General features: G+C 61.0%; 15 protein-coding genes. 7 read left to right on the top strand and 8 right to left on the bottom strand.

Annotated elements, in window-relative coordinates; translation table 11 throughout:
* The first annotated feature begins 101 nt into the window (after positions 1-101).
* On the top strand, positions 102-1,316 hold the full coding sequence (gene glcE, locus ACQZ5N_RS20895; protein ID WP_448733982.1) for a glycolate oxidase subunit GlcE: 1,215 nt from the start codon (positions 102-104) through the stop codon (positions 1,314-1,316).
* 3 nt (positions 1,317-1,319) lie between these two features.
* Complete coding sequence (glcF, locus tag ACQZ5N_RS20890; protein ID WP_448733981.1) at positions 1,320-2,621, top strand: glycolate oxidase subunit GlcF; 1,302 nt, start codon at positions 1,320-1,322, stop codon at positions 2,619-2,621.
* Positions 2,622-2,831: 210 nt separating this feature from the next.
* Here glcF and ACQZ5N_RS20885 read toward each other — a convergent pair whose 3' ends face one another.
* On the bottom strand, positions 2,832-3,491 hold the full coding sequence (locus ACQZ5N_RS20885; RefSeq protein WP_080852615.1) for an outer membrane beta-barrel protein: 660 nt from the start codon (positions 3,489-3,491) through the stop codon (positions 2,832-2,834).
* 263 nt (positions 3,492-3,754) lie between these two features.
* A complete protein-coding gene (locus ACQZ5N_RS20880) occupies positions 3,755-4,531 on the bottom strand; it encodes a L,D-transpeptidase (RefSeq protein ID WP_127756312.1) in 777 nt (258 codons plus the stop codon).
* A 236-nt stretch (positions 4,532-4,767) separates the two neighbouring features.
* Between ACQZ5N_RS20880 and ACQZ5N_RS20875 the strand changes: the two genes are divergently transcribed.
* Together ACQZ5N_RS20875 and ACQZ5N_RS20870 are read left to right on the top strand one after the other, a co-directional pair.
* A complete protein-coding gene (locus tag ACQZ5N_RS20875; RefSeq protein WP_448733980.1) occupies positions 4,768-5,397 on the top strand; it encodes a DNA-3-methyladenine glycosylase I in 630 nt (209 codons plus the stop codon).
* Positions 5,394-5,837, top strand: a complete 444-nt coding sequence (locus ACQZ5N_RS20870) for a hypothetical protein (RefSeq protein WP_003524901.1) — start codon at positions 5,394-5,396, stop codon at positions 5,835-5,837. The genes ACQZ5N_RS20875 and ACQZ5N_RS20870 overlap by 4 nt, the downstream gene beginning before the upstream one ends.
* 15 nt (positions 5,838-5,852) lie before the next feature.
* On the opposite strand, the gene ACQZ5N_RS20865 is transcribed toward ACQZ5N_RS20870, so the two are convergent.
* Positions 5,853-6,896 (bottom strand): YeiH family protein, encoded by a 1,044-nt coding sequence (locus ACQZ5N_RS20865; RefSeq protein ID WP_448733979.1) that lies wholly within the window; start codon positions 6,894-6,896, stop codon positions 5,853-5,855.
* Between the two features lie 81 nt (positions 6,897-6,977).
* Here ACQZ5N_RS20865 and ACQZ5N_RS20860 point away from each other — a divergent pair, with 81 nt between their 5' ends.
* Positions 6,978-7,895: a LysR substrate-binding domain-containing protein gene (locus ACQZ5N_RS20860; RefSeq protein WP_020812649.1), complete on the top strand. Its 918-nt coding sequence runs from the start codon at positions 6,978-6,980 to the stop codon at positions 7,893-7,895.
* Between the two features lie 210 nt (positions 7,896-8,105).
* Here ACQZ5N_RS20860 and copM read toward each other — a convergent pair whose 3' ends face one another.
* The 5 genes from copM to relB form a co-directional block, all read right to left on the bottom strand.
* On the bottom strand, positions 8,106-8,480 hold the full coding sequence (copM, locus tag ACQZ5N_RS20855) for a CopM family metallochaperone (RefSeq protein WP_448733978.1): 375 nt from the start codon (positions 8,478-8,480) through the stop codon (positions 8,106-8,108).
* A 183-nt stretch (positions 8,481-8,663) separates the two neighbouring features.
* Positions 8,664-8,810 carry a hypothetical protein gene (locus ACQZ5N_RS20850; RefSeq protein ID WP_448733977.1) on the bottom strand — a complete coding sequence of 49 codons (147 nt, stop codon included), beginning with the start codon at positions 8,808-8,810 and terminating at the stop codon, positions 8,664-8,666.
* A gap of 168 nt (positions 8,811-8,978) precedes the next feature.
* A complete protein-coding gene (locus tag ACQZ5N_RS20845; RefSeq protein ID WP_448733976.1) occupies positions 8,979-9,743 on the bottom strand; it encodes a hypothetical protein in 765 nt (254 codons plus the stop codon).
* A gap of 18 nt (positions 9,744-9,761) precedes the next feature.
* A complete protein-coding gene (locus ACQZ5N_RS20840; protein ID WP_448733995.1) occupies positions 9,762-10,019 on the bottom strand; it encodes a type II toxin-antitoxin system RelE family toxin in 258 nt (85 codons plus the stop codon).
* On the bottom strand, positions 10,003-10,236 hold the full coding sequence (gene relB, locus ACQZ5N_RS20835) for a type II toxin-antitoxin system RelB family antitoxin (protein ID WP_448733975.1): 234 nt from the start codon (positions 10,234-10,236) through the stop codon (positions 10,003-10,005). Before relB ends, ACQZ5N_RS20840 begins: the two co-directional genes overlap by 17 nt.
* Before the next feature lie 156 nt (positions 10,237-10,392).
* Here relB and hisS point away from each other — a divergent pair, with 156 nt between their 5' ends.
* Positions 10,393-11,955, top strand: a complete 1,563-nt coding sequence (gene hisS, locus ACQZ5N_RS20830) for a histidine--tRNA ligase (protein WP_448733974.1) — start codon at positions 10,393-10,395, stop codon at positions 11,953-11,955.
* A gap of 4 nt (positions 11,956-11,959) precedes the next feature.
* Positions 11,960-12,328, top strand: coding sequence for a VOC family protein (locus ACQZ5N_RS20825; RefSeq protein ID WP_448733973.1), 369 nt, complete (start codon positions 11,960-11,962; stop codon positions 12,326-12,328).
* Position 12,329 lies beyond the last annotated feature (1 nt).

Here is a 12,329-nt window from a genome sequence, read left to right as displayed (position 1 = left end):
CTCTTGCCGATCTCCCCCCTTGAGGGGGAGATGCCCGGCAGGGCAGAGGGGGGTATCCCTCGCGCAAAGGTCGCTGTCCGATGCCCGGAGCTCGCCGCCCCATGCTGACCCCCTACGCAGAAACCCAGGTCGCCGACATCATCCGCGACCACGCCGCGCGTAAAAGCCCGCTGAAAATCATCGGCGGCAACACCCGCTCCGGTTTCGGCAACGCAGTGGCGGCAGATGAAGCACTCTCTTCCCGCGCGATGAACGGCATCGTCTCCTACCTGCCCGCCGAAATGGTCATGACCGTCAAGGCCGGAACCCCACTCGCAACCGTCGAAGCCGCCCTTGCAGAAAATCGCCAGATGATGGCCTTCGAGCCTATGGATCACCGCCCGATCATGGGCACCGAAGGTGAGCCGACCATTGGCGGCGTCTTCGCCGCCAATGTTTCCGGTCCCCGCCGTTATGTGGCGGGCGCCGCCCGCGACAGCCTGCTGGGTATTCGTTTCGTCAATGGCAGCGGTGAGGTCATCAAGGCCGGCGGCCGGGTGATGAAGAATGTCACCGGGCTCGATCTGTCGAAGTTCCTGGCCGGGTCTTTCGGCACGCTCGGTTTCCTCACAGAAGTCACCTTCCGCGTGCTGCCGAAACCGCCGGCGGAAAAAACCGTGGTCGTTTCCGGTCTCGACGATGAAGCGGCGACGCGTATCATGGCGGCGGCGATGGCGATGAGCGTCGAGGTTTCCGGCGCGGCGCATCTGCCGGAAAGCGTTCGTTCCCGTTTCGTCGATGGCGGATTGCCGGATGGCCCGGCGACCATCCTGCGGCTGGAAGGGCTTTCCGCCTCGGTGGAGGCGCGCACGGCCAAACTCCTTTCCGTCATGGACCGGGTCGGGCCGTGGGCGCTGCTGGAGGGTGAGGAAAGCGGGCTTTTGTGGCGTCAGGTGCGCGATGTCGCGCCCTATGCCGGACAGGCGGCTAAGCCCTTGTGGAAGGTATCGGTCGCGCCTTCGGTGGGTCATCAGCTTGTCGCGGCGCTGCGCATGGAAGCGGGCATCGACGCCTTTTACGACTGGCAGGGCGGCCTCGTCTGGATGCAGATGGAGGCGGACCCCGAGGCGGATTTGCTGCGCGGCGCGATCCGGGCGCTCGGCGGCGGCCACGCAACTTTGGTGAGGGCGAGCGATGCGGTGCGCGCCACGGTCGCTGCCTTCGAACCGCGCCCGGCGGCGGAAGCGCTGCTTTCTGCGCGTATCAGGGAAAAGCTCGATCCGGCGGGCATCTTCAATCCCGGCAAGATGGCCGTAACGATGGAAAGGGCCGTCTGAACCATGCAAACATCCTTCACGCCCGAACAACTGGCCGATCCGCATGTGGCGGAATCCGAAAAAATCCTGCGCAAATGTGTGCATTGCGGCTTCTGCACCGCCACCTGTCCCACCTATGTCACGCTCGGCAACGAGCTGGACAGCCCGCGCGGCCGCATCTACCTCATCAAGGATATGCTGGAAAACAGCCGCCCGGCAGACCGCGAGGTCGTCACCCATATCGACCGCTGTCTTTCCTGCCTTGCCTGCACCACCACCTGTCCCTCCGGCGTGGATTACATGCATCTGGTCGATCATGCCCGCGCCCATATCGAACAGACATACAAGCGGCCCTTTATGGATCGGCTGATCCGCAATCTTCTGGTTGCCGTCCTGCCCCATCCCGCCCGTTTCCGGCTGGCCCTGCATCTGGCCCGGCTGGCGCGGCCTTTCTCGGGTCTGCTTGCCAAAGTTCCGGCGCTGAAGCCGCTGCAATCCATGCTCGCTCTCGCCCCCGCCGCCGTGCCCGCGGCCTCCGCGTCAGCCCGTCCGGGAGAGCGGCCGGCCGAAGGCGAGAAGCGTGGAAGGGTTGCGATCCTCACCGGTTGCGCCCAGCCGGTGCTCGATCCCGGTATCAACGAGGCGACGTTGCGCCTGCTGGCGCGGCTCGGCATTGAGGTCGTGGTGCCGAAGGGGGAGGGCTGCTGCGGTTCTCTGGTGCATCATATGGGGCGCGAGGAAGAGGCGCTCGCCTCGGCAAGGCGCAATGTCGATGTCTGGACGCGCGAGATGGAGAGTGGCGGTCTTGACGCCATCATCATCACCGCTTCCGGCTGCGGCACCACCATCAAGGATTACGGCCACATGCTGCGGCTCGATCCGGCCTATGCCGAAAAAGCCGCGCGGGTCTCGGCTTTGACGAAGGACATCACTGAATATCTCGCCACCCTCGATCTGCCGCAAGGGCAAAGCCAGGGCCTGACGGTCGCCTATCATTCCGCCTGCTCCATGCAGCATGGCCAGAAGATCACGCTTGCGCCGAAACAACTCCTGAAGGTGGCGGGTTTTACCGTGCGCGATCCGGCGGAAGGGCATCTCTGTTGCGGTTCGGCCGGTACCTACAACATCCTGCAGCCGGAGATTTCCGCCAGGCTCAAGGCGCGCAAGGTGAAGAATATCGAGGCCACCCGGGCGGATGTCATCGCCACCGGCAATATAGGCTGCATCACGCAGATCGGAACCGGCACGGATATGCCTATCCTGCACACGGTGGAGCTGCTGGACTGGGCCTATGGCGGGCCGAAACCGGCGAGGCTTTCGGTTTAGATCGTGGTGCGCTCATAGGGCAGTGATCCAGCGCGCCATAACGTGTGCCGCAAAGATTGGATCGTGAGGGTTTTCTTTGTTCTCTCCTCATCCCTGTGCTTGTCACAGGGATCCAGCCAGCCCAAGTCCTTGGGCTGAAGGGACTCTCCCCGCCGCGCAGACGCGCGTCGGCTGGATTCCTGTGACAAGCACAGGAATGAGGGAAGAGAGCTAGAACTTATACGCCACGCCGAAATTCACCGCATTGGTGATGATATCGGTCTTCAACGAGCCGCCATTGTCGATATCGACATCGACGAAGGAATAGGTGCCCTTATATTCCACGAAGGTCGACCAGTTGTCGGTGATGCGGTAGCTGAGGCCGGCCTGTGCCTGCAGGGTTGCGCCGCCGAACTGATATTCGAAGGTCTTGCCTGACGGGCGATATACTTCCACATGCGGCACGTTGATGCCGACGCCGGCACCCACGTAAGGGGTGATCGGCAGCGATTCCAGCGGAAAACGGTAGAGCGCGTTGAGCGTCAGAAGGTTCAGGCCGTCGGTGAATTCGAAATGCGACCAGCCGGAGCGGGCAAGCGTCTGGTCGTCGGCATAGACCTTGTCATGGGTAAAATCGAGCGAGATGCCGAAATTCCGCAGCTGGCCCTCATCGAACCAGTAGGTACCGCGCACGCCCCAATAGGGCGGGTTGGAAAATGACTTGCCTTCCCATCCGGCCCGGAAATCCGGCCCGTCGGAAACCTTCACATCGCTGTGCGGCGCGCTTTGCCAGCCGCCATAACCGGAAATTTCAAATTCGCCCGCGATTGCGGCAGAGAAGGAAACGCCGCTGAACAGCAGGGCGCAAACAAATAAACTATGGCGCGGCATGAAGTGAATCCAGATTGATATCAGTAATTCACCAAACCGTTTTTTGATAACATTTGAATGACAGAAACGAAAAACGGGCGGCCGATTGACCACCCGTTTTAAGGCCGTTCCATCATCCCCCTGAGAGAGGTCCGGCTCCTGGCGTCCCCCGCCAAGTCTCATTCCAATGAAGTGAGCTGGATTGTACCGCCGCAAGGCGGCAATTCAAGCGGATACGCCGCCACACCGGCGCTGAAGCGGCCGGAAAGGCCGAACCGTTGCCGTCATATCACAATGACCTTCGTTCCGACGTTGACGCGCTCGTAAAGATCGGTGACATCCTCGTTGCGCATGCGGATGCAGCCGGATGAATTGTTGCTGCCGATCGTCCACGGCTGGTTGGTGCCGTGGATGCGATAAAGCGTGGAGCCGAGATACATGGCGCGCGCGCCCATCGGGTTCGCCGGGCCGCCTTCCATGAAGGCCGGCAGGTAGTGTCCCTTCCTCGCCTCGCGGCTGATCATTTCCTTCGGCGGGGTCCAGCTCGGCCATTCCGCCTTGCGGGTTACCTTGTGGGTGCCGGCCCATTCGAAACCGGGCTTGCCGACGCCGACGCCGTACCGCCGGGCCTTGCCGTCCGCGAGAACGAGATAAAGGAAACGGTTCGGCGTATCGATAACGATGGTGCCGGGTTTTTCATTGGTCGGGTAGGTAACGATCTGCGGCAGGAATTGCGGCGCGATCTGGGTGCGCACCGGCGCGTTGGGGCGGACGGCGGCATTCTGCACCCGTGCCGGGCGCTGCGATGTAACGCCGGAGCTGGGGCGCTGCGGCATGGCGGCCTGGCGCTGCTGGAAGAACGGCTGGCGTGCGGCAGGCGCGCGCGGATAAACCACGGGGCGCACATTGCCGCGACCGCCGAGCTGGGTGACCCATGGGGCCGAAAGATCCGGGCTGACGACGACGGGCGGGCGCTCGCGATAACGCTCATTGGCCATGGCGGCTGGGGCGGCAAAGGTGGAAACGAGGCTCAGCGCCAGAAAAACGGACTTCATCGTCATCGGGTGGACTCTCTCTGCGGGATGTCGCAACTATGGATTTGCGGGACTGTTTGCCCGCTTTGCCGGACACGTTCGCACCTCGACGCCAGCGAATCGTAAATGGCTGTTCATTAAAAAGCGCTTGATTAGGGAAAGCTGGATTTAAGGTTAGCACCCGGTTTTGAAACGTGGTGAATGAGTGGTAAGTGCGCGGTCTGAACCGGTCACGGGCGGGAGCGGAAAAGGGTGGTTGCGGAATGAATGAAGCGGGACTTGAAACGGGCGCGGATGGCCTTGTGCGGTGTTTCTGGCAGCAGGGGCTTGCAGATTACAGCCGTTACCACGACGAGGAATGGGGTTATCCGGTCACCGACGATCGCCGCCTTTTCGAGAAGATCTGTCTGGAAGGTTTCCAGTCCGGCCTTTCCTGGCTGACGGTTCTGCGCAAGCGCGAGGCGTTCCGTCTCGCCTTCGCCAATTTCGAATTCGAAAAAGTGGCGGAATTCGGTGAGGCCGATATCGAGCGTTGCCTTGCCGACAAGGGCATCATCCGCCATCGCGGCAAGATCATCTCGACCATCAACAATGCCCGCCGCGCCATGGAGTTGCGCGATGAATTCGGATCGCTCGCCCGTTATTTCTGGGGTTTCGAACCGGCCGCCGCAGAAAGGCCGCAAAGGCTGGACTATGCGACGTTAAGGGCCAACCCCACCAGCGCCGCCTCCATCCGTCTTTCGAAGGACCTGAAGAAGCGGGGCTGGAGTTTCGTCGGCCCGACGACCGTCTATGCATTCATGCAGGCCATGGGTATGGTCAACGACCATATCGAAGGCTGTCATTGCCGCCAGCCGATAGAGGCCATGCGGCGGGAGTTTGTACGTCCATGAAGGTAACCTCCCTTCTTCTGGCTCTCACCATGGCCGTGGCCGCCGTGCCGCATGCTTCCTTCGCGGAAGGCCGCAATGTCGACGGTATCTGGCTCGATGACGGCGAAAGGCTGAAGCAGGTGGCGCTGCCGCCGGCCGGGCCGCTGAAGCTTGACGGCTGGACGCGGCGCGGGCGCGGCGATGTCTATCGCCTGAAGGTGAAGGCCGGGCAGACGGTGAAGATCGAGCTTGCCGCCTCCAGCGAATTCGTGCTGATGGCGGTCTTCGATTTTTCGACGCCGGATGAGGACGCGATCTTCTTCAGCGATTCCGAAGGCAAGGTCGCAACGCTGACGCCGAAGGCGGATACGGAATGGCTGATCCGCCCGACGCTCATCCTGGGATCGCCACGCCGCGGTCTCGGCGCGCATTACACGCTGACGGTCAGCACCGGGAAATAACAGCCCGCCTTTTGTTTAAGCCGCCTGGGTTAGCACAATCAGGCCGAAACTCAGAACACCAAGCAACACGAGCGACAGGCTGGCGGCGACGATGACCTTGCCGCCGGCATGACGAAGGCTGCGAATATCGACCGAAAGGCCCAGCGCCGCCATCGACATGATGGTGAGGATGTTGGAGAGCGAGGCGACAGGGCCGATCAGAGCCTCGGGAATGAGGCCGAAGGACCGGGCCATGATCATCAGCACGAAGGCGATGATGAACCACGGAACCATCTGCTGCAATCTCAGGCGTTCCGTGCCGGACTGGCCATGGATGACGGAGAGGGCGGCGATGACCGGCCCCAGCATCAGCACGCGGATGAGCTTGACGATGGTGCCGGTCTGCACGGCGATTGCGCCGAGCGGGGCTGTGGCGGCCAGAACCTGCGGCACGGCATAGACCGTCAGGCCGGCGAAAATGCCATATTGGGTGGCGTCGAGACCCAGAAGCTGCGGCAGAAACGGCATCAGCAGCACGGCGGCGACGCCGAGAACCGCGGTGAAGGCAATCGAGGCGGCGACATCTTCCGGCTTGGCGCCGATGGCGGGCGCGGCAGCGGCGATGGCGGAGTTGCCGCAGATGGAGTTGCCGCATGCGATCAGCGTCGCAAGCTTGGGCGGCAGACCGAGCATCCGCCCGGCGGCATAGCTGACGATCAGCGACAGTGCGACGATCAGCGCAATGCCGCCGATCAGCAAACCGCCGGCACCTTTGAGGATGGAAAGGCTCAAGGACGCGCCGAGAAGCGCCACCGCGATTTCAAGCAGGGTCTTGGCGCTGAATTTGATGCCGGCCGAAGCGACCGCGGGCAGCGACACCAGCGAACGCAGCAGCGTGCCGATCAGAATGGCGAGCACCAGATCGCCGAGCCATGCATGGCCCGCAAGCCGCACCTGAAAGCGCTCCGCCAGAATGGCGGCGCAGCTGACCGCCGCGCAGATGAGAATGCCCGGCAGGAGCGGGGTGAGCCAGCGAAGCGAAAACTGAAAGGGATGAGCGAGGGTGCGATGGTGTGCCATGGCCAGACAATGCCGTAGCCACCTGTTTTATTCTATCAAATAATATGGCATATATTATTCGATAAAATCGAATGAAAAGCCATGACCTTCGAACAACTCCGCATCTTCATCGCCGTTGCCGAACGCGAGCACCTCACAAGGGCCGCCGAAGCCATCGGTTTGACCGCCTCCGCCGTCAGCTCCGCCATCAAGAATCTCGAAGCATTTTATAATGTCGAGCTTTTTCACCGGGTCGGCCGCAACATCGAACTGACCGAAAGCGGCCGGGTGTTTCTGGGTGAAGCGAAGGCGACATTGGCGCGTGTGCGCAATGCGGAATTGATTCTCTCCGAAATGGGCGGGCTGACGCGGGGCGAAATCACCGTCTGCGCCAGCCAGACGATTGCAAGCTACTGGCTGCCGCCGATCCTGATGCAGTTCAAAAAACTTTATCCGGGCGTGACCGTGCGGCTCGATATCGGTAATACGAAAACGGTGACACAGGCCGTGCTTGACGGTCTGGCCGAGGTCGGTTTCATCGAAGGCAGGATCGATGAGCCGGCTTTGATGGTGCAGCCGGTCGTGTCCGACAAGCTTCTGGTCGTCACCGGTTCGGCCCATCCTTTCGCGGATGGCCGTTACCTCACCGCGCTCGATATGCTCTACGGCACCTCATGGGTTCTGCGCGAACAGGGCTCCGGCACCCGCTCCGCCTTCGAGGCGGCGGTGCGGCAGATGGGGGTGGACCCCGGCGAGCTTTCCGTCATGCTCGAACTGCCCTCCAACGAAGCGGTGGTGATGGCGGCACGCTCCGGCGGTGCGGCCACGGCAGTTTCCGCCTCTGTCGCCTCGCTGTTTTTGCGGCAGGGATTGCTTGTCCGAGCCGGCATCGATCTGCCTGCCCGAAACTTCGCTTTGCTGCGTCACAAGGAACGTCATACCAGCCGGGCGGCCATGGAACTGGAGCGCCTCAGCCGTGCGGCCTCGGAGGACTACAAGGCCGGACTTGCGGGGTTGTAGCAGAGTGGCGAGTGGCACCGTTGGCATAGGAAGGCCGCCGCTTGTTTCTTCTCCCCGAGGGGGAGAAGTCCGCGACAGCGGGATGAGGGGGCGACGGTAGAGATAGACCGAGAGCTAACCCCCTCATCCGACCCTTCGGGCCACCTTCTCCCCGGCGGGGAGAAGAAAAGGGGAGCGCCGCAACCGGCGTTCCCCATTCGTCAGCATCAATTACTTGCCCTTGGACTTCAGCCAGGCCTTCATCATGGCGATCTCGCCTTCCTGTGCCTTGATGACCTCTTCGGCCAGCTTGCGGATTTCCGGGTCCTTGCCGTATTCGAGCTGGACTTTGGCCATATCGATTGCGCCCTGATGGTGCGGGATCATGCCGCGCACGAAATCGACATCGGCATCGCCGCTATAATCGATGGCCATATCGCCATGCATCTTCTTGCTGGCTTCCATGAAGGCCTTGGTGGACGCGCTGTCGCTCATGGTGCCTTTTGACATGTCATGTCCGGCATGGCCGCCCGCTTCCTGTGCGAAAAGCGGCATGGCGAAGACGGTTGTGAAAGCGGCGGCGAGCGTGATGGTCTTGATAGACATGGATTATCCTTCCTGTGTCTGACGGATTTTTCGAAGATGGGTCTGAAAAAATCTGGGGTCAGGCGCGGGGAGGCGGTAGCGGCGGCGCGGAAGCCTTGCCGTCAAAGACGATGCCGCGCTGCGGCTTCGGATAGGCGAATGTCATTCGGCCGCTATCGGCGAAGATCGTTCGCGGAACCACGATCAGGCAGGCGGCGCAGGAACCGGGATGTGCGGCATCGTCACCATGCGGGCAGCAACCGCCCGCGCCCGCTCCATGAGCCCCATTCTCCGCATGCGCCTGAGATCCTTGGTCCCGATCAGCGGCTCGATGCGAATGGACATCGTCATGTTTCATCTGCACCTGCGAGGAAGCTGCCATGCCTGTGGCCGTCGGCATGCTCATCGCCATCTGCGCCGGCATTGCGCCGTATAGCAGGCAGGCAAGGAACATCAATGTGCGGACCACCTGGGACATGGCGTGAATTTACCGCTGGAATTATGGAATAAGCATGACGATCAGGTCAGTTCACGCGCGATGACGTGATGCACGATGCGATAATCCCTGCTTTCCTCGCCAAACGGGGCAAGCGGCCATTCCCATGCGGCGGCGGGGGCAGGAAGCTCGATGCCATGCAGCAGGTCTTCGTGCTGGTGCAGGTTGCCGTCTTTGCCGATGACGTCGAAGGAGGTGTCCGTTATCAGGCAGGCCTTGCAGGGCAGGCCAGCCAGCGCTTCCAGATGGGTGTGAATGAGCTTCGGCAGAAGATCGTCCGGGGCATTTGCGATCTTTTCCCGCTCCAGCCGGTGGCGTGCGCCGGTGCCGATCTGTGACAGGAGATTGGCCGATACCACGAGATCGAGATAGGGCACCCGCCGCAGGAAATCGAGCGGTTCGGCCTGTCGGCCGGCGAGAACATCGTCAAAACCGGAAAGATCGCGGTTGGCGATGCGGACATTCTTTTTCGCATTGAGGCGCAGCTTCGCCTGCACGCTGGCGAGATGCACCAGATCGACCAGCACGACGGTATCGAACATCGCCACCAGCGCATCATAGGGCACATCGCGCAACAGGCCAGACCCAAGCACCACGGCCGTTCGCCGCTGCTTCAGCTTTCTGGCCGATTGCAGCACGAATTGCCGGCTGTTGTTTTCATGCTCCGCCCAGGCTTTGGCGCAGCGGTTGGCGCGCGCCCAGAGGTTCACGGAATAGCGGATATGCGGCCGAAATTCTTTCGGCGTAACCGCGCGTGTGGCGGCATATTGCAGGGCTTCGAGGATCATGAATGCCTATCGGTAGATTTAACGGCGATGGCCGATTTCGACCACCAGCACGACGAGCTTGTGATCCTGTATATCGCAGATGATGCGGTAATCGCCCACCCGGTAGCGCCAGAAATTTCCAAGCTCGGAGTCTTGCAGGGCGGTGCCGGTCCTTCGAGAGTTGCCATCTTTGGCAATGCGGTCCGCTAGAAAAGAAACGATGCGATTGGCATCGCTTTTCGTTAAATTGCCCAGCTGTTTGACAGCAGCGCGCTGAAACTCAATTTTCCAGGTCAAGATCACGCATCACTTCTTCCAGAGTATAGGTGCGTTCTTTATTGGCGATGCGCTGCCGTGTCGCTTCCTCGGCGAGATGGAGATCTTCCATATCCTCGATATGTTTCTCGATCGCCTCGCGGATGTAATAGGCGGATGTGCGGCCGGTGCGCTCGGACAGCGCCTTCAGCCGCTCATAGGTCTCATCAGGCAAGCGGATGGCCGTCTGTTTGCTCATGGGTCGCGTCCTTCCCGATCCGAATTGGGATACATGTATCCCATATAGCCCGCTTGGCTGCGTGAGCCAGTAAAACCGGAGCCTTTGCGGCTTGCCGCACCGGGCTTCATCCTCTAATACACCGGCTTGATTTCAGGAAAATATCGGATCGGCCCCATGAGCGAAAAAGCAAAAAAGCCTCAGAAACTGAAAGCCCGCCTGCCGCGCGGCTTCGTGGATCGCTCGGTTGCCGATATTCATGCCACCAATGAGATGATCGAGAAGATCCGCAGGGTCTACGAGCTTTACGGCTTCGATCCGGTGGAAACCCCGCTGTTCGAATATACCGATGCGCTCGGCAAGTTCCTGCCCGATAGCGACCGTCCGAACGAAGGCGTGTTTTCGCTGCAGGACGATGACGATCAATGGATGAGCCTGCGCTACGATCTGACCGCGCCGCTCGCCCGCCACGTCGCGGAAAATTTCAACGAAATCCAGCTGCCCTACCGCACCTATCGCGCCGGTTATGTCTTCCGCAATGAAAAGCCCGGCCCCGGCCGCTTCCGGCAGTTCATGCAGTTCGATGCCGATACGGTGGGCGCCGCCGGCGTGCAGGCCGATGCCGAAATGTGCATGATGATGGCCGATACGCTGGAAGCGCTCGGAATTCAGCGCGGCGACTATGTCATCCGCGTCAACAACCGCAAGGTGCTCGATGGCGTCATGGAAGCCATCGGTCTCGGCGGGGAGGACAATGCCGGTCGACGTCTCAATGTGCTGCGCGCCATCGACAAGCTCGACAAGTTCGGTCCTGAAGGGGTGAAGCTGCTGCTCGGCCCCGGCCGCAAGGATGAATCCGGCGACTTCACCAAGGGTGTTGGATTAAGCGATCCGCAAATTCAATATCTTGTCAGTATTACAATGGCGACTTCTGCGTCCGATCTGCGTCAACGACTGAACGATATGACGTTTAACAATGGTGGTGTTCCTGATCCGTATGGCGGATTGGATCATTTGCCTTATGATGATGCACTTAACGAAATGGTTGAACAGTTCGAGCCGCTAGTCCGTTCTGCAGGATACGGTCCCGATCGAATAAAAATTGATCCATCGTGTGTTCGTGGTCTTGAGTATTATACTGGCCCCGTTTTCGAGGCCGAACTGACATTCGACGTCACCAATGAAAAGGGCGAAAAGGTCGTATTCGGCTCCGTCGGCGGCGGCGGCCGTTATGACGGTCTCGTTTCGCGCTTCATGGGCCAGCCGGTTCCGGCGACGGGCTTCTCGATCGGCGTTTCGCGCCTGATGACGGCGCTGAAGAACCTCGGCAAGCTCGGTCAGGTCAAGCCGCTCGCTCCCGTTCTCATCACCGTCATGGATGGCGATGTGGAGAGCATGGGTCGTTACCAGCGCTTCACGCAGGCGTTGCGCGCCGAGGGCATCCGCGCCGAAATGTATCAGGGCAACTGGAAGAAATTCGGTAACCAGCTGAAATATGCCGACCGTCTCGGCTCCCCCATCGCCATCATCCAGGGCGGTGACGAGCGCGCCGAAGGTGTGGTGCAGATCAAGGATCTGATTGAAGGCAAGCGCCTGTCCGGCGAGATCGAGGACAATGCCAGCTGGCGCGAGGCGCGCGTGGCGCAGGTCAGCGTACCGGAGGCCGATCTGGTGGCGAAGGTCCGCGAGATTCTGGAGCATCAGGCAGAGGACGTTCGCCGCGCCGCCGAAGGGCGCTGAAGCCATGGCGATCCTTGCGCTCGACCATGTTCAACTGGCGATGCCGGCGGGCCGTGAGGATGAGGCGCGCGCTTTTTATGGCGGTCTGCTCGGTTTTGCCGAGCAGGCCAAGCCCGCCAATCTGGCCGCACGCGGCGGGTGCTGGTTCAGCCGGGGTTCGATAAAACTGCATCTCGGCGTCGAGCTGGATTTCCGCCCGGCGAAGAAAGCCCATCCGGCCTTTCTGGTCGATGATATGGCAGCCTTGCGAAAAACACTTGAAACAGCAGGCTGCCATGTGGTTGAGGATGAGCCGCTTGAAGGGTATCACCGGTTTTATGTCCATGATCCCTTCGGAAACCGCATCGAAATGATGCAGCCGCTCGAACCGTGAC

It is taken from the genome of Agrobacterium sp. 22-221-1, from assembly GCF_053522445.1.
The sequence above is the reverse complement of the archived record's forward strand: the minus strand, read 5'-3'. Positions and strand labels throughout refer to the sequence as shown.

Bases quoted from the DNA above. Each gene is read 5' to 3' on its own strand.
- hisS (WP_448733974.1), top strand. From the start codon at position 10,393: ATGAGCGAAAAAGCAAAAAAGCCTCAGAAACTGAAAGCCCGCCTGCCG.
- ACQZ5N_RS20875 (WP_448733980.1), top strand. From the start codon at position 4,768: ATGAATGAAGCGGGACTTGAAACGGGCGCGGATGGCCTTGTGCGGTGT.
- copM (WP_448733978.1), bottom strand. From the start codon at position 8,480: ATGTCTATCAAGACCATCACGCTCGCCGCCGCTTTCACAACCGTCTTC.
- ACQZ5N_RS20880 (WP_127756312.1), bottom strand. From the start codon at position 4,531: ATGACGATGAAGTCCGTTTTTCTGGCGCTGAGCCTCGTTTCCACCTTT.
- ACQZ5N_RS20825 (WP_448733973.1), top strand. From the start codon at position 11,960: ATGGCGATCCTTGCGCTCGACCATGTTCAACTGGCGATGCCGGCGGGC.
- ACQZ5N_RS20885 (WP_080852615.1), bottom strand. From the start codon at position 3,491: ATGCCGCGCCATAGTTTATTTGTTTGCGCCCTGCTGTTCAGCGGCGTT.
- ACQZ5N_RS20870 (WP_003524901.1), top strand. From the start codon at position 5,394: ATGAAGGTAACCTCCCTTCTTCTGGCTCTCACCATGGCCGTGGCCGCC.
- glcF (WP_448733981.1), top strand. From the start codon at position 1,320: ATGCAAACATCCTTCACGCCCGAACAACTGGCCGATCCGCATGTGGCG.
- ACQZ5N_RS20850 (WP_448733977.1), bottom strand. From the start codon at position 8,810: ATGACGATGTCCATTCGCATCGAGCCGCTGATCGGGACCAAGGATCTC.
- relB (WP_448733975.1), bottom strand. From the start codon at position 10,236: ATGAGCAAACAGACGGCCATCCGCTTGCCTGATGAGACCTATGAGCGG.
- ACQZ5N_RS20865 (WP_448733979.1), bottom strand. From the start codon at position 6,896: ATGGCACACCATCGCACCCTCGCTCATCCCTTTCAGTTTTCGCTTCGC.
- glcE (WP_448733982.1), top strand. From the start codon at position 102: ATGCTGACCCCCTACGCAGAAACCCAGGTCGCCGACATCATCCGCGAC.
- ACQZ5N_RS20845 (WP_448733976.1), bottom strand. From the start codon at position 9,743: ATGATCCTCGAAGCCCTGCAATATGCCGCCACACGCGCGGTTACGCCG.
- ACQZ5N_RS20860 (WP_020812649.1), top strand. From the start codon at position 6,978: ATGACCTTCGAACAACTCCGCATCTTCATCGCCGTTGCCGAACGCGAG.